This window comes from Microbispora sp. ZYX-F-249 (genome assembly GCF_039649665.1).
Lineage (GTDB): Bacteria > Actinomycetota > Actinomycetes > Streptosporangiales > Streptosporangiaceae > Microbispora > Microbispora maris.
Map to the genome: position 1 here is coordinate 118,306 of NZ_JBDJAW010000002.1, position 20,325 is coordinate 138,630.

Annotated in this window: 16 protein-coding genes; 8 read left to right on the plus strand and 8 right to left on the minus strand. The window is 73.4% G+C overall.

Features of this window, described 5'->3' with window-relative positions:
• Window positions 1-107: 107 nt before the first annotated feature.
• Entirely contained in the window at window positions 108-680 is a 573-nt protein-coding gene (locus AAH991_RS03065; RefSeq protein ID WP_346224448.1) for a MarR family winged helix-turn-helix transcriptional regulator, read from the minus strand.
• A 128-nt stretch (window positions 681-808) separates the two neighbouring features.
• Between AAH991_RS03065 and AAH991_RS03070 the strand changes: the two genes are divergently transcribed.
• From AAH991_RS03070 to AAH991_RS03085, 4 genes are all read left to right on the plus strand, one after another.
• Window positions 809-1,885 carry an alkene reductase gene (locus AAH991_RS03070; RefSeq protein WP_346224181.1) on the plus strand — a complete coding sequence of 359 codons (1,077 nt, stop codon included), beginning with the start codon at window positions 809-811 and terminating at the stop codon, window positions 1,883-1,885.
• A 393-nt stretch (window positions 1,886-2,278) separates the two neighbouring features.
• Window positions 2,279-3,748 (plus strand): cytochrome ubiquinol oxidase subunit I, encoded by a 1,470-nt coding sequence (locus AAH991_RS03075; protein WP_346224182.1) that lies wholly within the window; start codon window positions 2,279-2,281, stop codon window positions 3,746-3,748.
• Window positions 3,749-3,759: 11 nt separating this feature from the next.
• A complete protein-coding gene (gene cydB, locus AAH991_RS03080) occupies window positions 3,760-4,671 on the plus strand; it encodes a cytochrome d ubiquinol oxidase subunit II (RefSeq protein ID WP_346224183.1) in 912 nt (303 codons plus the stop codon).
• Between the two features lie 5 nt (window positions 4,672-4,676).
• Entirely contained in the window at window positions 4,677-4,886 is a 210-nt protein-coding gene (locus tag AAH991_RS03085) for a hypothetical protein (RefSeq protein WP_346224184.1), read from the plus strand.
• Between the two features lie 6 nt (window positions 4,887-4,892).
• On the opposite strand, the gene cutA is transcribed toward AAH991_RS03085, so the two are convergent.
• From cutA to AAH991_RS03115, 6 genes are all read right to left on the minus strand, one after another.
• Window positions 4,893-7,277 (minus strand): aerobic carbon-monoxide dehydrogenase large subunit, encoded by a 2,385-nt coding sequence (gene cutA / locus AAH991_RS03090; protein ID WP_346224185.1) that lies wholly within the window; start codon window positions 7,275-7,277, stop codon window positions 4,893-4,895.
• Complete coding sequence (locus AAH991_RS03095) at window positions 7,274-7,768, minus strand: (2Fe-2S)-binding protein (RefSeq protein ID WP_346224186.1); 495 nt, start codon at window positions 7,766-7,768, stop codon at window positions 7,274-7,276. Before AAH991_RS03095 ends, cutA begins: the two co-directional genes overlap by 4 nt.
• Window positions 7,765-8,640 (minus strand): FAD binding domain-containing protein, encoded by an 876-nt coding sequence (locus AAH991_RS03100; protein ID WP_346224187.1) that lies wholly within the window; start codon window positions 8,638-8,640, stop codon window positions 7,765-7,767. The genes AAH991_RS03095 and AAH991_RS03100 overlap by 4 nt, the downstream gene beginning before the upstream one ends.
• 36 nt (window positions 8,641-8,676) lie before the next feature.
• Window positions 8,677-10,062 (minus strand): uracil-xanthine permease family protein, encoded by a 1,386-nt coding sequence (locus AAH991_RS03105; RefSeq protein ID WP_346224188.1) that lies wholly within the window; start codon window positions 10,060-10,062, stop codon window positions 8,677-8,679.
• A gap of 147 nt (window positions 10,063-10,209) precedes the next feature.
• Entirely contained in the window at window positions 10,210-10,437 is a 228-nt protein-coding gene (locus AAH991_RS03110; RefSeq protein ID WP_310742008.1) for an RNA-binding S4 domain-containing protein, read from the minus strand.
• Window positions 10,438-10,613: 176 nt separating this feature from the next.
• A complete protein-coding gene (locus AAH991_RS03115) occupies window positions 10,614-12,191 on the minus strand; it encodes a PucR family transcriptional regulator (protein ID WP_346224449.1) in 1,578 nt (525 codons plus the stop codon).
• A gap of 382 nt (window positions 12,192-12,573) precedes the next feature.
• Here AAH991_RS03115 and AAH991_RS03120 point away from each other — a divergent pair, with 382 nt between their 5' ends.
• From AAH991_RS03120 to AAH991_RS03135, 4 genes are all read left to right on the plus strand, one after another.
• Entirely contained in the window at window positions 12,574-13,476 is a 903-nt protein-coding gene (locus AAH991_RS03120) for an oxamate carbamoyltransferase subunit AllH family protein (protein WP_346224189.1), read from the plus strand.
• Window positions 13,473-14,873, plus strand: coding sequence for an AllF/FdrA family protein (locus tag AAH991_RS03125; RefSeq protein WP_346224190.1), 1,401 nt, complete (start codon window positions 13,473-13,475; stop codon window positions 14,871-14,873). The genes AAH991_RS03120 and AAH991_RS03125 overlap by 4 nt, the downstream gene beginning before the upstream one ends.
• 34 nt (window positions 14,874-14,907) lie before the next feature.
• Complete coding sequence (locus AAH991_RS03130; protein WP_346224191.1) at window positions 14,908-16,293, plus strand: YlbE family protein; 1,386 nt, start codon at window positions 14,908-14,910, stop codon at window positions 16,291-16,293.
• Between the two features lie 197 nt (window positions 16,294-16,490).
• On the plus strand, window positions 16,491-18,620 hold the full coding sequence (locus AAH991_RS03135) for a protein kinase domain-containing protein (protein WP_346224192.1): 2,130 nt from the start codon (window positions 16,491-16,493) through the stop codon (window positions 18,618-18,620).
• A gap of 13 nt (window positions 18,621-18,633) precedes the next feature.
• On the opposite strand, the gene AAH991_RS03140 is transcribed toward AAH991_RS03135, so the two are convergent.
• Entirely contained in the window at window positions 18,634-20,274 is a 1,641-nt protein-coding gene (locus AAH991_RS03140; RefSeq protein WP_346224193.1) for a bifunctional 3'-5' exonuclease/DNA polymerase, read from the minus strand.
• Between the last annotated feature and the right edge of the window lie 51 nt (window positions 20,275-20,325).

The following is a 20,325-nucleotide window of genomic DNA, read 5'->3' on the forward strand; positions in this document are numbered from 1 at the left end:
ATGCCGAGCACCCTAGAAAATCACCTGTCCGGCGAGAACGGCAAGATCTGCCCCGGCACGGCGCGGCGGTCGTGCAGAGTTCACATGCCGCCGCGACGCCGGCGGGTCTACCGGGACGCCGCGGCCGCTTCGGTGGGCGCGGAGGAGGGCTTGGAGGAGGGCTTGGAGGAGGGCGCGGAGGAGGGCATGGCGGGCTGGGACCGCGCGACCTCGCGGCAGGTGTTGCGGGTGACCACCGCCAGCAGCGAGCGGAGCGTCTCCACCTCCTCCGGCGTCAGGCCGTCGGACATCCGGCGGTGGAGCTCCTCCTCGACCCGGCGGATCTCGGGACGCAGTGCGTCGCCCTTCGGCGTCGTGCTCACCACGCTGACCCGCCGGTTGGCGGGCGACGGCGCGCGGCTCACGAGCCCGCTGCGCTCCAGCCGCTGCAGGCTCTTGGTCATCGTGGACATGTCGATGCCCAGCGCGGCGGCGAGCTTGTTCTGGGACATCGGGCCGTTCTCCCACAGCGTGCCGAGCACCCGGTCCTGCCCGGGATAGAGGCCGATCTCCGCGAGCATGGCGGCGAGCAGGACCCGGTGGCCCAGGGCCGCCTGCGCCATCAGGCAGCTCAGGCTGTCGGAGCCCTCACCTTGCGGCACCCCGCACGCCCCCGCGTCGCCGGTCAGCGCATCCATCATCACGCCCCCTCCTCCGCGTTCAGCCTACCCGCTTGCATATTGGTCGGCCAAGTTGTATTACTTTCGTTGGCCGACCAAGTTTGCCGACCAAGTTGGCTGGCCACATGATGACGCGAAAGGACACGATCATGCCGTTCACCTCCTTCGAGCTGGGCTCCCTCCGTCTGCCGAATCGCCTCGTCATGGCGCCCATGACGCGGTCACGCTCGTACGTCGCCGGAATCCCCTCTCCGCTCACCGCGCTCTACTACGCCCAGCGCGCCTCGGCCGGGCTGATCATCACCGAGGGCGTCCAGCCGAGCCCCGCCGGGCAGGGCTACATGGACACGCCGGGGCTGCACACCGACGAGCAGGTGGCGGGGTGGCGCGAGGTGACCGACGCCGTCCACGCGGCGGGCGGCAGGATCGTCGCCCAGCTCATGCACGCGGGCGGGGCCGGCCATCCCGCCAACACCGGCAGGCTTCCCGTCGCCCCCTCGGCCGTACGGATCGGGGGGCAGATCTTCACGCCGTCCGGTCTCCAGGACACGCCGGTGCCGGTCGCGTTGTCCACCGCCGAAGTTGAGGCCACGGTCCGCGACTTCGCCGCCGCCGCGCGGCGCGCGGTGGACGCCGGGTTCGACGGGGTCGAGCTCCACGGTGCCAACGGCTACCTCGTCCACCAGTTCCTGTCCCGGAACGCCAACCTGCGCGACGACCGCTACGGGGGGACGGTGTCCGGCCGCATCCGGTTCGCGGTGGAGACCGCCCGGGCCGTGGCGGCGGAGATCGGCCCCGAGCGGGTGGGCATCCGCCTGTCCCCCCGCAACGGCGCCCAGGGACTGGCCGAGGACGACGCGGACGAGCTCTACCCCGTGCTGGTGTCCGCGCTCGCCGATCTCGACCTGGTCTATCTGCACCTGGTGGCGACCGGCGGCGACGAGCTCAACGCGCGGATCCGCGACCTGTGGCCGAACGCCCTCGTCGTCAACGATCCCGCGGCCACCGACCCGGCGTCCGCCGCGGAGCGGCTGCTGGACTGGGGCGCCGACCTGGTCGCGCTGGGCAAGTCCTTCCTGGCCAACCCCGACCTGCCGCTGCGCCTGCGGGTCGGCGCGCCGCTCAACGAGGCGGATCTGAGCACGGCCTTCGGCGGCGACCACCGCGGCTACACCGACTACCCGACGCTCGCCCTGCACCCTGCCGCCCACCCTGCCGCGGCGTAGCCGGCACACACGACGCGAAGACCTCCGGTTCGGCGAACCGGAGGTCTTCGCCGTTCCCGCGTCCCGCCTCCCCGCGGGTCTCAACCGCGCGGCGTACGGGCGAATCAGCCGCGCGGCGGACGCGCCGCATGCCGGTGTTCGCCCATTCTTGATCCCGTGCCTCCCCAGGAGGCGCTCCCGGCGGGACGGGACCCGTGTCCCTGGCGGCCGGGACCATCCGGCCGCAATCGTCGGTACTGCAAGAAACGGGGTTCCGGCCCTCGCGACGCGGAGTCCGGGCGGCACTCCGCCGGCTGTGACGAAGATCGCACGCCGCAGAGCCCTAATGCTCTACAGCTTGTAGTACTACTTGTTATAGGACTACGGGCCGTAGAGCTCCGGTGTGAGGGAGACATGGACGCGCTTGACCTGGCACGGTGGCAGTTCGGGGTGACCACCGTGTACCACTTTCTCTTCGTACCCCTGACGATCGGACTGGGCGTCTACGTCGCCGGACTCCAGACCGCCTGGCTGCGTACGGGCAAGGAGCACTACCTCAGGCTGACGAAGTTCTTCGGCAAGCTCTTTCTGATCAACTTCGCCATGGGCGTCGTCACCGGCATCGTCCAGGAGTTCCAGTTCGGGATGAACTGGAGCGAGTACTCGACCTTCGTCGGCGACGTGTTCGGCGCGCCGCTGGCGCTGGAGGCGCTGCTCGCGTTCTTCCTGGAGTCGACGTTCCTCGGGTTGTGGATCTTCGGCTGGGACCGCCTGCCCAAGCGGATCCACCTCGCCTGCCTGTGGGCCGCCGTCATCGGGTCCAACCTGTCGGCGTACTTCATCCTCGCGGCCAACGCCTGGATGAAGCACCCGGTCGGCTACGAGGTCGTGGACGGCAGGGCCAGGATGACCGACCTGTGGGCGGTGCTGACCAACTCTACGGCCCTCGCCCAGGTGCCCCACGTGGTCGCCGCCTCGTTCGTCGTCGCGGGCGGGTTCGTCATCGCCGTCGCGGGCTACCGCATCCTGCGCGAGCGCGGCGCCGGCCTGATGCCCGGCCGCGGGAACGCCCGGGCCGTCCGGGACGCGACCGTGCCCATGCGCCGCCTGCCGGACATGTGGCGGACCAGCCTGCGCGCCGCGCTCGTCATGACGGCGATCGCGGGTGCCGTCGTCGCCGGCAGCGGCGACCTGTCCGGCCAGCTGCTGCGTGAGCAGCAGCCGATGAAGCTCGCCGCGGCGGAGGGCCTGCGCCACGACACCGCCGGCGCGCCGTTCTCGATCGCGCCCGGCGTCGAGGTGCCCGGCCTGCTCAGCCTGCTCGCGGCGCACGACCCCGGCGCGACCGTCCAGGGCGTCGACGACATCCAGGCGCGGTACGAGAAGACCTTCGGGCCGGCCGACTACACCCCGAACCTGCCGGTCGTCTTCTGGTCCTTCCGTGTGATGATCGGCTTCGGCATGGCCACGGTGGGCCTGTCCGTGCTCGGCCTGTGGCTGACCCGGCGGCCCCGGCGCCGGCAGGGCGGCACCGCGAAGCCGGTGCCCGCCTGGTTCGCCCGCCTCTGCGTCCTGGCGCTCCCGCTGCCCACCATGGCGATCGTCGCCGGCTGGCTGCTCAGCGAGATCGGCCGTCAGCCGTGGACCGTCCAGGGCGAGCTCATGACCGCCGCCAGCGTCTCGCCCGGCGTCTCGCTCGGCGAGGTCGCGATCACCCTGGCCGTCTTCACGGTCCTGTACGGCGTGCTGGCCCTGGCCGAGGGCGTGCTGCTGGTGCGGCACGTCAAGGCGGGCCCGGAGCTGCCTCCGGCCGAGACCGCGCCCGCCGGCGCCGTTCCGGACCGGTCCGACGAGGCGCGGCTCATGCCGACGCTCATGTACTGAGGAGTCACGAGATGACGACCTTCTGGTTCATCGTGATCGCGTTCCTCTGGACGGGCTACTTCGTCCTGGAGGGGTTCGACTTCGGCGTGGGCGCGCTGCTGCCGCTGCTGTCGCGCTCGGAGACCGACCGCAAGCAGGTGCTGGGCACCATCGGCCCGGTCTGGGACGGCAACGAGGTGTGGCTGATCACCGCGATCGGGGCGATGTTCGCCGCCTTCCCGGCGTGGTACTCGGGCCTGCTGAGCGGCTTCTACCTGGCGGTCTTCCTCGTCATCGCCGGTCTGATCGTCCGCGGGGTGGGCCTGGAGTGGCGGGGGAAGGTCCACTCCCGGCGCGAGGTCGCGCTGTGCGACGCCGGGATCGTCACCGGCAGCGTGCTGCCGGCGTTCCTGTGGGGCGCGATCTTCGGCAACCTGCTGTTCGGCACGGCGCTGGCGACCGTGCTCGGCGGGGCCCTGTCGCTGTCGGTGGCCGTGCTGCACGGCGCGGTGTTCGTCGCGCTCAAGACGACCGGCGCGGTCCGCGCCCGCGCCCGCCGCGCCGCGCTGCTCGCGGCCGTGGGCGCGGTGCCGGTCGCGATCGGCACGCTGCCGTCCGTGCCCGGCAAGGGGCCGATGTGGACGCTGGGGACGGCCCTGCTCGCCGCGTCGGCGCTGGCGGCCGGGGTGACGCTGGTGTGGGGCCGCCGGGAGGGCTGGGCCTTCACCGCGACCGCCACGTCGATCGCCGCGACGACGGCCACCGTCTTCGGCGTGCTGTGGTCGGCCCCGCTGCCCGGGCTCACGCTGGCCGAGGCGGCCTCGGCGCCGTACACGCTGACCGTCCTCACCTGGATCGGCCTGCTCGCCCTGCCGGGCGTCATCGCCTACCAGGCCTGGACCTACTGGGTCTTCCGCAAGCGCCTCACCGCCCAGGTGTCCTGAGGACCGTGCTGGCCCTCCCGGTCTACCGGCGGGACGACACGATGGCGAAAGTCATCCATCCGCGCCGTCTCTTCACCGTCCCGGGGACCGGGGTCGCGGACCTCGGAGTGATAGAGACTCTCCACGTGGCCAGCCTCACCAAGCCCCACACGAAGATCGATCCAGGCTCCCATGGGGAGCTCGTCTTCCGGGTCGGTCAGATGATCGGGCCATGACGGTGATCACCGTTCCAGGCGCAGGTGGTGGAGGTCGGAGGGGGAGATGGGCATCCGGTCGATCGCGATGCCCTCGGCGTCCTCGACCGCGGAGGCGATGACGGCGGAGACGGGGATCACCCCGGCCTCCCCCGCGCCCTTGATCCCGAGCGGGTTCAGCGGCGAGGGCGTCTCCAGGTGGGCCGTCTCGATGCGCGGGACCTCCGTGGCGTACGGCATCAGGAAGTCCATGAACGAGGCGTTCAGCAACTGGCCGTGCTCGTCGTAGACCATCTTCTCGTACAGGGCGCCGCCCACGCCCTGGGCCACCCCGCCGTGGATCTGCCCCTCGACGATCATCGGGTTGATCAGCTTCCCGCAGTCGTGGACGACGGCGTACCGCAGGATCCTGATCTCGGCGGTGTCGGGGTCGGTCTCCACGATCGCCGCGTGCATGCCGGCGGCGAAGGTGGATCTCACCGGCGAGTAGTAGTCGCGGCCCTCCAGCCCGGGCTCCTCCCCCTCGGCCACCGGCGGCCGGTCGTCGGAGGCCGGCCCGGCGAACTGCGTGGCCCGCTTGGCCTCCTCGTCGAAGGCGTACCGCAGCGGGTTGGACAGCACGGCGACGGTCGCCAGCGGGATCGACGCCGACGGCACGCCGGCGACGTGGACCGTCCCGTCGGTGATCTCCAGGTCGCGCGGGTCGGCCTCCAGTGCCTCCGCCGCGATCCGCAGCGCCTTCTCCCTGACCTTCCGGCAGGCGAGCGCGATCGCGTTGCCGCTCATCACGGCCGCCCGTGAGGCGAAGGTCCCCACGGCGTACCCGAAGCGCCGGGTGTCGCCGGTGACCACCGACACCTTCTCGATCGGCACGCCGAGCTCGGTGGCGGCGATCTGCGCGAACACCGTCTCGTGCCCCTGCCCCTGGGAGGTGAGGCCGGTCGAGACGTGCACCCGGCCGTCGGAGGTGACGTGCACGTGCCCGCCCTCGTACGGGCCGACGCCGGTGCCCTCGACGTAGCAGCCGACGCCGATGCCGATCCTGCGCCCCTCGGCCGCCGCGCGGGCCTTCTCCTGGGCGAAGGAGTCCCAGCCGATCAGCTCCTTGAGCATGCGCAGCGCCTCGGGGTAGTCGCCGCTGTCGTAGATCAGCGGACGCCCGTCCTGGAACGTCAGGCCCTGGTCGTAGGGGAACTCGTCCGGCTGGATGAAGTTGGCCGCGCGGACCTCCGTGCGGTCCCTCCCGAGGTACGCGGCGATCTTGTCCATCGTCCGCTCCATGCAGAACACGCCCTGCGGGCGGCCCGCGCCCCGGTAGGGCGTGACCTGCACGGTGTTGGTGTAGATCGAGGAGAACTCGACCCGGTAGGCCCCCACCTTGTACGGCCCGAGCAGCTGCGTCGAGGTGATGATCGGCACGATGATCCCGTACGGCGTGTAGGCGCCGTGGTCGTGCAGGATCTCCACCTCCAGGCCGAGGACGCGCCCGTCGTCGTCGAAACCGACCCGCACGTGCTGGACCTGGCCGCGCTCGTGCGACGACGAGACGAAGTGCTCGCGCCGGTCCTCGGCCCACTTCACCTCGCGGTTCAGCAGCCGGGCCGCCCACGGCACGAGGATCTCCTCGGGCCACGGGTGGACGATCTTGACACCGAAGCCGCCGCCGACGTCCGGCGCGATGACCTCCACCTTGGGCAGCGGCAGGCCGAGCTTGGCCGCGATCGCCATCCGCACGCTCGTGGAGGTCTGGGTGGAGGAGTAGACGCGCAGCGAGCCGTCGTCGGCGTCCCAGCGGGCGTACACGCCCTTCCCCTCCAGGGGGGTGCACGCGCTGCGCTCGACGTCGAGGCGGAACTCCAGCCGGTGCGGGGCCGCCTCGACCGCCTCCCGCGCCGTCACCCCGCCGTGGCCCGGCACCTCCTGGACGAGGTGCGCGCCGACGTTGCCCGGCACGTCCTCGTGCACGAGGTGGACGCCGCGCACGGCCTCCTCGATGCCCACGACGGGCTTGAGGATCTCGTAGTCGACCCGGATCAGCGCGCAGGCGTCCTCGGCGAGGTAACGGTCGCGGGCGACGACCATGACGACCGGCTCCCCGACGTGCCGGACGATCTCCCGGGCCAGCGGGTGGGCCGTACGGCCGTGGGTGAGCGCGGGGTGCGGGATCAGCAGCGGCAGCGGCTCGGCCAGCGCGCCCGGCAGGTCCTCCCAGGTGTAGATCGCCACCAGGCCCTCGACGTCGAGGGCGGCCGACACGTCGACGTCGAGGATCCGCGCGTGGGCGTGCGGCGACCTGACGAAGGCGGCGGCCAGCGCGCCCCGGCCCAGGTCGTCGAGGTAGCGCCCCCGCCCGGTAATCAACCGGGCGTCCTCGCGCCGCCGGACCGGCTCGCCGAACAGCTTCGTCGTCATGCTCCGCCCTCCTCCGACTGGATCTCCGCAGCCCGGTGGACGGCCTTGAGGATGTTCTGGTAGCCGGTGCACCGGCACAGGTTGCCCGCCACGGCCTCCAGCGCCTCCTCCTCGGACGGGGCGGGGTTGTCCCGCAGGAACGCGGTGACCGTGCACAGGAAGCCCGGCGTGCAGAACCCGCACTGCAGGGCGTGGCACTCGGTGAAGGCCCGCTGGACCGGCGACGGCTCGCCGTCGCCGCGGGCCAGGCCCTCCACGGTGGTGATCTCGTGACCGTCCGCCGTGACGGCCAATGTCAGGCACGACCGCACCGGCTCACCGTCCAGCAGCACCGTGCAGGCGCCGCAGACGCCGTGCTCGCAGCCCACGTGGGTGCCGGTGAGGCCGAGGTCGTGGCGCAGGCAGTCGGACAGCAGCCGCCGCCCGGGCACCTCCGCCTCCCGCACGACCCCGTTGACCGTCAGCGTCACCCGATGGCGCGTCTCGTTCACGCTTCCTCCCCGTGGGCCGCCGCGGCGGCGTCCCGCAGCGCCCGTGCGGCGAGCACCCCGGTGAGGTGCCGCCGGTAGTCCGCCGTCGCGTGGATGTCGCCCTCCGGCTCGACGCGGTCCCGTACGGCGGCCGCCGCCGCCTCCCAGCCGGCCGACGCGGCGGGCCGCGTGCCGCAGGCCGCGGTCACGTCCACGACCACCGGCACGGGGCCCACGCTCACGCAGGCGACGCGGGCGGCGGCGACGCGGAGGTCATCGTCCAGGGTGACGGCGGCGGCGACCCCGGCCACCGCGTAGTCGCCGTGCCGCCGGGCCACCTCGTGGAAGGCCGTGCCCGACCGGGCGGGCAACGCCGGGAAGAACGCCGACACGGCCAGCTCGCCCGGCCGCAGGGCCGACTCCATGGGACCGGTGAAGAACTCCGCGGCCGGCGCCTCCCGCTCCCCGCCCCGGCTCGCCAGCCGTACGGACCCGCCGAGCAGGGCGAGGACGGCCGGCATCTCGGCGGAGGGATCGGCGTGCACGAGGCTGCCCACCACCGTGCCGCGGTTGCGGATCACGGGATGGGCGACCAGCCGCAGCGCCTGCCGCAGCAACGGCAGCACGGCGGCGGCCTCGGGTGAGCGCTCCACCGCGGCGTGCCGGGCCAGTGCCCCGACGCGTACGCCGGCCGGCCCGGCCTCGATCTTGTCCAGGCCGGGCACGCGGTTCACGTCGACGATGTGGCCGGGCGCGGCCAGCCGCATGTTGAGCAGCGGGATCAGGCTCTGGCCGCCCGCCAGCACCTTCCCGTCCGGCCCGGCCTCGGCGAGGACGTCCAGCGCCTCGCCGAGGGTGGCCGGGCCGTGGTAGTCGAACGGGGGCGGCTTCACAGCGCTCGCACCCGCGGCTCGCGCGGCTCCCGCCGCTCAGACCGCCGGGTCGCGTTCGAGCCCGATCTCCCCACCCGAGACCTCCTTCGCTGGTCTGCGCGCGATGGCGCGCAGCAGGTGATAGCCGGCGAGCACCACGATCGTCCCGAGCGCGATTCCGGCGAGCGAGAAGTCGCCGGTGATCTGGTGGGTGACCGGGCCGATCGCGAGGATGATCCCCGCGCCGATCGGCACCATGTTCACCGGGTCGGCGAAGTCCACCCGGTTCTCCACCCAGATCTTCGCGCCGAGCAGACCGATCATGCCGTACAGGATGACCGTGACGCCGCCGAGCACGCCGCCGGGCGTGGCGGCGATCAGCGCGCCGAACTTGGGGCACAGGCCGAACAGGATCGCGATGACCGCGGCGATGTAGTAGGCGGCCGTCGAGTAGACCCGCGTGGCCGCCATGACGCCGATGTTCTCGGCGTACGTCGTGGTGGGCGAGCCGCCGACGGCGGTCGCGACCACGGTGCCCACGCCGTCGGCGATGACCGCCTTGCCCATCTGGGGGTCGACGTCGGAGCCGGTCATCTGGCCCACGGCCTTGACGTGGCCGACGTTCTCCGCGATCAGGGCGATGACGGCGGGCAGCACGACCAGGATCGCCGAGACCTGGAACGACGGGGGCATGTTGAAGTGCGGCAGCCCGATCCAGTCGGCGTCGGCGACGGCCTGGAAGTTCACCCGGGGGTGCGTGTCGACCTTCCCGGTGCCCGCGTTGTAGGCGGTGATGTTCCCGAAGACCTTGTCGGCGAGCCAGGACAGGACGAACCCGAAGACGAGCCCGAGCAGCACGCCGATCCGGCCGAGGAAGCCGCGGAACAGCACGATGAACACGAACGTCGCGACCATCGTGATCAGCGCGATCCACGGGTCCTGCGGCCAGTAGACGTCGGCCACGACGTACGCCAGGCCGAAGCCGATCAGCATGACCACGGCGCCGGTCACGACCGGCGGGAAGACGCGATGGATGATCTGCACGCCGAGCACGTGGATCGCCACGCCGCACAGGGCGAGCACCAGGCCGGCGACGAGGATCGATCCGGTGACGACCCGGTCGACGGCCGGGGTGTCGCCGCCGAACGCCGCCCGCACGGCCACCACGCCGCCGACGAACGAGGCCGACGTGCCGAGGTAGCTGGGCACATTCCCCTGGGTGATCAGCAGGAACAGGATCGTCGCGACGCCCGACATCATCACGGCGATGTTCGGGTCCAGACCCATCACGAGCGGGAACACGAAGGTCGCGCCGAACATGGCGATCACGTGCTGGGCGCCGATGCCGACCATGCGCGGCCAGCTCAGCCTCTCGTCGGGTTTGACGACCTCCCCGGGCGCCAGCCCTCTCCCGTCGCCGTGCACTGTCCATCTGAAAGCCATTTACGCCCCTCTTGCTACTGGGCCGTGGGCCGGTCGGCCACCCCGCAGGCGTCCCTCCGCGGCGCTTCTAGACCGTTTGGGGCACTTTAGGACTGGCGTGCGCGACAGACATTGGCATGATCTGCCAAACCGACGGACTCCGGGGCGTCACACCACGCGGATCGTGTACCCGTCTCCCGTGACGACCTGGCCCGCCCGGATTTTGCAGGCCTTGCGCAGCTCCACGCGTCCGTCGACGCGCACCCGGCCCTCGGCGACGAGGTGCTTGGCGGCGCCGCCGCTGTCGGCGATCTGGCAGAACTTGAGGAGATCGCAGAGCGGGATGTGGTCGCCGTCCAGCTCGAAGGTGATGGCAGGGGCCTTCGCATCGTTCACGCCGCCAGCTTAGGCAGTCAGGGAGTGTCCCGCAGATCTCGCCGTAGCGAGGATCGGGCAGGTGGATGCATCGCCAGGCGGAGGAGGAGCCCATAGCGGAGCTACGGGCGACGACGACAACGCGGCGAGGCGCCGCCTGGGCGACCGCAGTAGGCAAGAGATCCAAGGGGCACGACCTAGATGCCCCGCATGCGCAGCACGTGCAGGGCGAGGGTGAGGTTGAGCCGCAGGTGGGCGTCCTCGGTGAAGTTGCCCAGCATGCGCTCAAGCTTCCCGATCCGGTAGCGCAGCGTGTTGTAGTGGAAGTGCAGCCGGCGCGCGGTCTCGGCGACGTTGAGGTTGGTCTCCAGCAACGCCTGCAGGGTACGCCGCAGGTCGGCGTTCTCGGCGTCGTCGTCCCCCGCCAGCGGGCCCAGGGTCTCCCGGACGAAGGCGTGCAGCTCGTCGGTGTCGTTCACCAGCGACAGCAGCCGGTAGACCCCCAGCTCGTCGAAGTGGGCGACCGCGCCCGCCCCGTGGAGCTGGCGGCCCACCCTCGCGGCCTTCAGCGCCTGGCCGTACGCGCCGGGCAGGGCGTCCGCGCCGGAGGCGACCCGGCTGAGGCCGGTGGAGAACGTGCCGTCGGAGACGGCGGCGAGCGCGTCCCTGGCCACCCTGGCCGGATCGGCGGCCGCCCCGACGATCGCCACGACCTCGTGGGAGAAGCCCGCGACCGCGCCGCGCGGGTCGTGCTTGCGCACCGACGCCTGCCACGCCGCCAGCATGCGGTCCTGAAGCGGCCGTTCCTCGGCGTCGGGGTCGATCTCGGCGACCAGCACGCTCACCGGGCGCTCCAGGTCCCAGCCGAACGCCTGGGCGCGCTCGGCCACGCGCAGCCCGCCCCTGCCGGTGAGCACGTCCCGCAGGAAGTCGGCGCGGTACTTGCTCTCGACGGCGGTGACCGCCTCCTGCTTGGTGATCACCAGCGCGGCGACGGTCGCGGCGCGCTCCAGGATCCCGATGTCGCTGGGGGTCAGCGTGCCGTGGGCGCTGTAGGCCGCGATCCTTCCGTGGTGGTGCCCGCCCGCGACGATCGGGACGGCGGCGTGGTGCCCGTCGCCGCCGGCGGGCGTGGCCGCCGGAGTCCGTGCGAGGGCCGCGTTGATCTCCCGCAGCCGGGCCACCTGCGCGGGCTCCCCCGCGGTGGCGAGAAAGTGGCCGGCGGCGTCGGCCGCCCCCACGGCCACCTGCAGCAGCCCGGCCACCTCCGCCGTGACCTCGCGCATCCCGCCCCCCGCGAGCACGATCTGCACCAGCGCCCGGTGCGCCTCCTCCGTGCGGGCGAGGATCGCCGCCTGCCGGTTGAGGATGTCGGTGAGCACCTGGTTGAGGATGTCGTCGAAGCCGACGTCGTTGGGCAGCAGGATCAGCGGGAAGCCCAGCCGGTCGGCCTGCTCGACCATCTCCCCCGGGAGCTCGTCCAGGTAGCGGCCGAGCTTGATCGCCAGAGCGGCCAGGCCGCGCTCGTCCAGGTCCGCCACGAGCCGGTCGAGTGACTGCGGCGTGTTGCGCAGCGGGTAGCCCGTGGTGAGCAGCAGCTCGTGCGGCTTCACCCAGGCGAGGATGTCGGGCACCTCCATCACGTTGAGGCGCTGCACGATGCGGTCGAGGCCGCCCCGGCCGGCGATCAGGCGGGCGTCCGCGAGCGTCGAGACGCCGAGCACCTCCCCCACCGACACGCCGTGGAAGATCGTTCCGGTGCTCGCCAGGCGCATCGCGGGCGGGGCCGGGTCGTTGTGCGATGCCGTCTCCGGTCCTGCTTGCCGGAGGGGATCGCGACGTCCTCGGGTCACTGGTCGCTCACCGCTCCTCGCTCGCGCTCGCTCCGGCGCATCGGTCGCTCACCGCTCCTCGCTCGCGCTCGCTCCGGCTCATCGGTCGCTCACCACTCCTCGCTCGCTACGCGGGCCGCTCGTACCTCACGGACCACTCCGCTCACTGCGTCGGGTTCGCTCCGGGGACGTCTTTGGGCGATTGTGCCCGAGCACCGGTCCTGTCAGGAAGAGCCAAGCATTCGGCCGACTGTTGGCATCTTTCTCCGTACGGAGGGGGGAGACCGGGCTTTAGCGTCGGCAACGACTGGCTTCGGGAGGTCCGGTGAGTGTTGGCACGCGCCCGAGAGCGCGGGCGGCGGCGCCCGCGTCCCGCCCCCCGGCGGCCCCCGCCTACGTGAGCGGCGCCGCGAGTGCGGCCGTACGGCCCGCGCTCGAGGCGCCCCGCCGCCCGGCCCGGGTGCTCGCGGCCTTTCCCCTCGCGCTCTACCTGGAGATCAGGAGCGAGACCGAGCCGCACGTCGTCGCCGTGGTGACGGGCGAGGCGACCCGCCTGCCCAACGCCGTGGTGCTCGCCGGGCGCGTCGAAGGGGTGTCGGCGGGCGACGACGCCTGGGTCGGGGAGGGCTCCGTCGAGGTCGGCGGCCTGTCGATCCGCGTGCGCCGCTGGTGGGACCCCGCTCCCCCGCTCGCCCCCGCCGACCCCGTACGGCTCGCGGCCGCGCCAGGACTGCTCGGCCGTGCCCGCGCGGCCTCGCACCGGCGGCCGGGCCTGGACCCCGGCGGCGCCCCCGCGCTGCTGGAGCGCGGCTGCCTGGCGGGATCTCTGCTGGACAGCATCACGGCGGCCGAGCGGCTGATCGGCCTCGGCCCGGGGCTCACCCCGAGCGGCGACGACATGCTCGCCGGCCTGCTGGTCGCGCTGCGGCATCTCGGCGCGGCGGCGGGCGTGCCGCGGGCCGTCTGGCTGGCGGACTGGCTGGCCGCCGCGGTCACCTTCGACGCCCGCACCCGGACCACGCCCGTCTCGGCCACCCTGCTGCACTGCGCCGCCAGGGGGGAGGCGAGCCCGGAGGTCACCGGGGTGCTCCGCGGCGTGGCCGGGCACCAGCCGCTGGAGCCGGCCGTGCACCGCCTGCTCCGCCTCGGCCACACCTCGGGCGCCGACCTGGCGTGGGGTGTGCAGATGGGCCTGTCCGCCGTCCTCGCTCTCCGGGAGGGCCGTTGAACGACCTTGTCGAGGTGCGACCCGGGGTCTACCGCGACTCCGTGACGCTGATGCGGGTGAGCCGGGCACTCACCGGACAGCCCGGAGTGAGCGTCGCCGTCGTCGCGATGGCCACCGAGCTCAACACGGCTCTCGCCCGCGATCTCGGCTTCGCGGTGCCGCCCGCGACGCCCGGCGACCTGCTGGTGGCGGTGCGGGCCTCCTCCCCCGGGGAACTGGAGGACGCCGCCGCCGAACTGGAACGACAGCTCGCCGCACGGGCGCCGGCGAGCGGGACGCGGGACGAGGCGCCGCCGCGCACCACCCGGTCGGCGGCGCGGGCCTTCGACGCGACGCTGGCGCTGGTGAGCGTGCCGGGCGAGCACGCCTTCGCCGAGGCGCTCGACGCCGTGGAGGCCGGGCTCTCCGTGATGATCTTCAGTGACAACGTGCCGGTGGAGCAGGAGATCCTGCTCAAGGACCGGGCCCGGGCCAAGGGCGTGCTCGTGATGGGGCCCGACTGCGGCACCGCCGTCGTCGGCGGTGCCGGTCTGGGCTTCGCCAACGTCCTGCGCCCCGGGCCGGTGGGCGTCGTGGCCGCCTCGGGAACGGGCGCGCAGCAGGTGACGAGCCTGCTCGACCTCGCCGGCGTCGGCGTGTCCCACGTGCTCGGCGTGGGCGGCAGGGACCTGTCCGCCGAGGTGGGCGGGCGCTCGGCCGTGCAGGCGCTGCGCGCGCTCGACGAGGACCCGGCGACCGAGCTGATCGTGCTGGTCTCCAAGCCCCCCGCCCCCGAGGTGGCCCGTGCCGTACGGGACCTCGACCTGGCGACGCCGGTCGTCGCCGCGCTGCTCGGGCCCGGGCAGGACGACCTCACCACCGCCGCGGAGAAGGTGCTGCGCGCCCTCGGCCGCGACGTGCCCGAGTGGCCCTCCTGGCCCGCACCCCGCGCGGCCCGCCTTTCCGCGCCGCACGGCGCGGACGCGGCGGGCGACGGCGCGGTGCGGCGCGGGCCCCGGGGTCTCTACGCCGGCGGCACGCTGTGCGCGGAGGCCGCCCTGGTCGCGGGCGACGGCGAGTTCACCGACTTCGGCGACGACTCCTACACCCGGGGCCGGGCCCATCCGATGATCGACCCGGCGCTGCGCCTGGAGGCGCTGCGCGGTGTGGCTTCCGGCGTCGTGCTGATGGACGTCGTGCTCGGGCACGGCGCCGACCCCGACCCGTCCTCCTGGCTCGCGCCCGCCGTACGCGAGGCCGTGGCCCAGGGCGTGGACGTGGTCGTGGCCCTCGTCGGCACCGACGGCGACCCGCAGGGGCTGCGCGCCCAGGCCGCCCGGCTCAACGAGGCCGGGGCGGCGGTCTTCACCTCCAACGCCGCGGCCGCCCGGCACGCCCGCCTCCTGGCCGGCGGGTGACGGGCGTGGCCGCGCCGACCAGGATCGGAGCCCGATGACCCTCTCCATGCTGTACGGCGAGCCACGGGTGGTCACCGTGGGGGCGCAGGTGCTGGGCGAGGCGCTGGAGCGGCAGGCCGTGCCGCGCTGTGAGGTCGACTGGCGTCCGCCGCTGCCGGGCACCGCCCCGGCCCTCGCCCGGGTGCTCGCCGACCCCCGCCGCGAGGGCGCCAACGCCACCGCCGTCGGCAGGATGCTGTCGGCGCGGCCCATGCTGACCGGCGTACGCCCGGCACACGCGGTCCTGGGCCTGCGGGCCGGGGAGTTCTTCCACGCCGGTCCCCCGATCACCTGGGAGCGCGCCTCCGGGCCGATGCGCGGGGCGCTCACCGGGGCGATGCTGTTCGAGGGCCTGGCCGCCACCCCCGAGGAGGCGCAGGACCGCCTGGCCTCCGGCGCGGGGATCGGCCTCGACTCCTGTCACCACCACCGCACGGTCGGCCCCATGGCGGGCGTCGTCAGCCCCTCGATGTGGATGCTGGAGGTGACCGACGCCGAGCACGGCGGCACGGCGTACTGCTCGCTGAACGAGGGGCTGGGCAAGGTCCTGCGCTACGGCGCGTACGGACCCGAGGTCATCGGCCGGCTGCGCTGGATGGGCGAGGTGCTGGGGCCGGTGCTGGCGGCGGCGCTGGAGCGCTGCGGCCCGCTCGACCTGCGCACGCTCATCGCCCAGGCGCTGCAGATGGGCGACGAGCTGCACAACCGCAACCGCGCGGCGACGTCCCTGCTGGTACGCGAGATCGCGCCCGCGATCGTGGAGGCCGCTCCGGACCGCGCGGCCGAGGTGCTGCGTTTCATCAATGGAAATGATCATTTCTTCCTGAACGCGGGAATGGCGGCGGCGAAAGTCAGCGCCGACGCGGCCCGCGGCGTACCCGGATCGAGCCTGGTCGTGGCCATGGCGCGCAATGGAACGGATTTCGGAATACAGGTGTCGGGCCTCGGCGACCGGTGGTTCACCGGCCCGGCCGGGGTGCCCGACGGCCTGTACCTCGGGGGGTACGGCCCGGACGACGCCAATCCCGACATCGGCGACTCCACGATCACCGAGACGGCGGGCCTGGGCGGCTTCGCGATGGCGGCGGCCCCCGCGATCGTCCGGTTCGTCGGCGGCGAGGTGTCCGACGCCGTCGCGGCCACGACCTCGATGTACGAGATCACGATGGCCGAGCACCCGGCGTACCAGATTCCCGGGCTGGGCTTCCGCGGCACGCCGGCCGGCATCGACGTGGCGCTCGTGGGCCGAACCGGTTCACTGCCCGTCGTCAACACCGGGATCGCGGGCCGGATCGCGGGAACCGGGCAGGTGGGAGCGGGTCTGGTCAGTCCGCCGGCCGAGGCCTTCACGGCCGCTCTCGACGCGCTGGCGGATGCGTGAATTCCCTTTGACCGTCATCAGACCGTAATATCGTCGTCAACCTCAGATATCCGATGCAATTCGCACGGTCCGTTCGGGGGATCTTGCGGATCGAGCGTGAATTGGGGACCTTATCTATGACGACGGATCGCCTGCTCGGTATGGTCCCCCCTATGCCAGAGGGTCAGGGACCTGTGGGCCGAGTCCCCTCCGGGGGCGTGCCCGAAGGGCAGGGACGTCTCGTCGGCCGGCGCTACCGGCTGCTGTCCCCGGTGGGCCGCGGCGGCATGGGGATGGTCTGGCACGCCCACGACGTGCTGCTGGACCGGGACGTCGCGGTCAAGGAGCTGCTCCTGCCGTTCGGGCTCGACCAGACCGGCGCGCAGACCGCGCATCGGCGGATGCTGCGTGAGGCGCGCTCGGCCGCCCGGCTCAGCCATCCCGGCATCGTCACCGTCCACGACGTCGTGGAGGAGGACGGGCGGCCGTGGATCGTCATGGAGCTCGTCCGCGCCTGGTCCCTGGAGCAGGCCGTGCGGCAGAGCGGGCCGCTGCCGGTCGTGCAGGCCGCCGAGATCGGCATCCGGGTGCTCGACGCGCTGCGTCACGCCCACGCCGCCGGCATCCTCCACCGGGACGTGAAGCCCGGCAACGTGCTGCTCACCGCCGACCGCGTGGTGCTCACCGACTTCGGCATCGCCGCCATAGAGGGCGACGTCACGATCACGCAGACCGGGCTGCTGATGGGCTCGCCGGCGTACATCCCGCCGGAGCGCCTGCAGGGCCGCCCGATCACCCACGCCGCCGACCTGTGGTCCTTCGGCGCGACGCTGTACGCCGCCGTGGAGGGCCGCCCGCCGTACGAGGGACCGGACGCGGTCGCCGTGCTCGGCGCGGTGCTGACGCAGGAGCCCAACCGGCCCCGCCGGGCGGGGGCGCTGCTGCCGGTCATCGAGGGCCTGCTCCGCAAGAACCCGGCCGACCGCCTTCCGGCCGCGCAGGTCGCGGAGATGCTCGAGCGCGTGCTGCACAGCCACGGCGCCGGGCTGCCGGGGCGCGCGGGGACGCCGTCCTCGGTGCCGACGCCGCAGGACTCCACGCCCGCGGGCCTGCTGCCGCCGCTCGACATCCCCTCGGGGCCGCTGCCCTCGCGCATCATCGAGACGCCCTCGGGGCCGGTCCGCGTGCCGCTCACGGCGGAGAGCCTGCCCGGCGGCGCCGCGCCGCGCCCCGCCGAGTCCCACTCCGTGGACGTCCGGCCCGACGAGCCCGCGTACGAGCCTCCGGGCGCGTTCGGGCCCGTGGCCGCCTTCGGGCAGGTGTCCTCCCCCGACATGGCCTTCGACGCGCTGTCGTCCCCCTCGGGGTCGACGCACGCGCCCGAACGGCCGAGGGAGGCCATGTGGCCGACGCCCACCTCGGGTGACATGCCGGGCGACCTGGGCGCGACCGCGCAGCCGCCGCACCGGCCGGGGCAGTACGCGGCGTCCCCGCAGCCGGCCGCCCCGATGCGAACGGGCGCGGCACAGGCCGGCGCAGTACAGACGGGCGCAGTACAGACGGGCGCAGTACAGACGGGCGCAGTACAGACGGGCGCAGTACAGACGGGCGCTCTTCAGGGTGACGGCTCCGAACCGGCCGCGGAGGTCACCGGCCCGCACCGGCCCCGGGTCGGGCGCAGGCGCAAGGAGCGGGCCGACGAGGTCCCCGGCTCCGAGGGCAGGTCGAAGCTCCTCCCGGTCGTGGCCGGTGTGGCCGTGATCGCGGTGATCGTCGCGATCGTGCTCGTGCTGCTGCCGAGCGGTCCGGACGACGACGAGACCGCGGTCGCCCGCCCGGACGCCACGACGGCGGCGGCGACCTCCTCGGCCGGCACGAGCGACGCGCCGTCCGAGCGCCCGCTGTCGGCCGTACGCGTGCCCGAGGGCTACCGCCAGGTGACCGAGGGCGGCGTGTCGCTGGCGGTGCCGGAGGAGTGGTCCGCCGCGGTCGAGGACGGGACCGTCAGGCTCACGGGCCCGAAGGACAGCGGGCAGAGCATCACGATCAAGAGGATCCCGGACGGCGGCCTCACGGCGCTGCGGGCCGCCGAGCAGAACCTCGACATCAAGGACTTCACCGACTACACGCAGATCCAGTTGCGCCAGGTGGACTACCGCTACCCCGCGGCCGACTGGGAGTACACCTACACCAACACCAGCGAGGTCACCGTCCACGCGGTCATCCGGTATCTGGAGACGACCGGCGGGCGCGCCTACGCGATCATGTTCGCCTCGCCCGACTTCGACTGGAACGAGTCCGCCGCACCGGTGCGGCAGGCCCTCTGGAGCACCTTCCGCCCCGCGTGATCCCCGGCAGGGGTCACTTCGCGTCGGCGTAGCAGCTGACGGCCACCGCCTCCATCGGGAAGCGGACCGTGGTGTCGCCGAACAGCAGCCGGGTCGCCTCCTCCGCCGCCTGCCCCACGGCCTCGCGGACCTCGCCGGCCAGGTCGAGCGGGCAGTGCACCATCACCTCGTCGTGCTGGAAGAACACCAGCCTCGCCGCGTCGGGCAGGAGCCCCCGCAGCACCGCGAGAAGCGTCAGCGCCCACTCGGCCGCCGTGGCCTGCACGACGAAGTTGCGGGTGAACCTCCCCCGGTCCCTGGCCGCCCGGGCGCCCTCGGGACCGGCCACCAGGCGCCGCCATCGCTCGGACGGGGGCGGGCAGGTGCGGCCCAGCCAGGAGCGCACCAGCCGCCCTTCCTCCCCCGCGCGGGCGGCGTCCTCCACGAACGCGTACGCCTTGGGGAACCGCTGCCGCATGACGGCCAGCAGCTTGGAGGCGTCGCCGCTGGTCCCGCCGTACATCGCGGACAGCATCGCGATCTTGGCCGACTCGCGGACCCCGCCGAACGCCTGGGCCAGCGCGGCGTACAGGTCGATCTCCCCGGCGGCCCGGGCGAGCCCGCGGTCGCCGGACAGCGCGGCCAGCACCCGGGGTTCGAGTTGCGCGGCGTCGGCCACTACGAGCGTCCAGCCGTCGTCGGCCACCACGACCCTGCGCATCACCTTGGGGATCTGCAGCGCCCCGCCGCCGCTGGTGGCCCACCTGCCGCTCACCACCCCGCCCACGACGTACTCGGGGCGGAAGCGGTGGCCGCTGACCCACTGCGCGGCCCAGGTCCAGCCGTGGAAGCTGTACAGGCGGGCCAGTTCCTTGTACGCCAGCAACGGCGCGACGGCCGGGTGATCGACCGTCTTCAGCACATGGGAGCGGGTGGACGGGATCTCGATCCCCGCGGTCTTGAACGCCCGGACGATCTGCTGCGGGGAGTCGGGGTTGACGTGGTGACCGAAGGCGGCCGACACCTCGCCGGCCAGCGCCTGGAGCTTGGCGGGCCGCATGCCGTGGGCGGGGCGGGGCCCGAGCAGGTCGGTCAGCAGCGCGTCGTGGACGTCCTCGCGCCACGGCATGCCGTCGTGGGCCATCTCCGCGGCGACCAGCGTGCCGGCCGACTCGGCGGCGACCAGCAGGCGGAACCGCCCCGGATCGGGCGTACGCGCGACGCGGCGGCGCTGGTCCTCGAACACCTCGGCGACCATGTCGGCCTCGGGGACGTCGTGCCCGGGCGGCGCGGGCTCGAACAGGCTCGCCTGCGTGCCGCCCGCCTGATGCCCCTCCGCGGCCTCGTGGGGGTCGTCGGGCACGGGGAGGCCGTGCAGGCGCGCGTAGGCCGCACGGACCTGCCTGGGCTCCCCGTAACGGCCGTCGGCCGCCAGCAGCAGTCCCTCGGTCAGCGCGACGTCGTGGCAGCGCGACAGCCGTACGCCGGCGGACAGGAGCGCCGGGTAGACGCGGCGCGCGTCGGCCCACACCCAGCGGGGCCGCGAGGCGGCCTCCAGCGACCGCACGGCCGCCGCGAGGTCGGGCACCCTGCTCGCATGCGCCGCGTGCCCGTTCTCGCCGAGGGGCCGGATCGTCCCGCCTCCCTCGGCGTCGGCCGCGACCACAACGTGCACTCCACCAGCGTGCCAGGCGCCACCGACAGTTCATCCGCCGGTCGGTTTCGC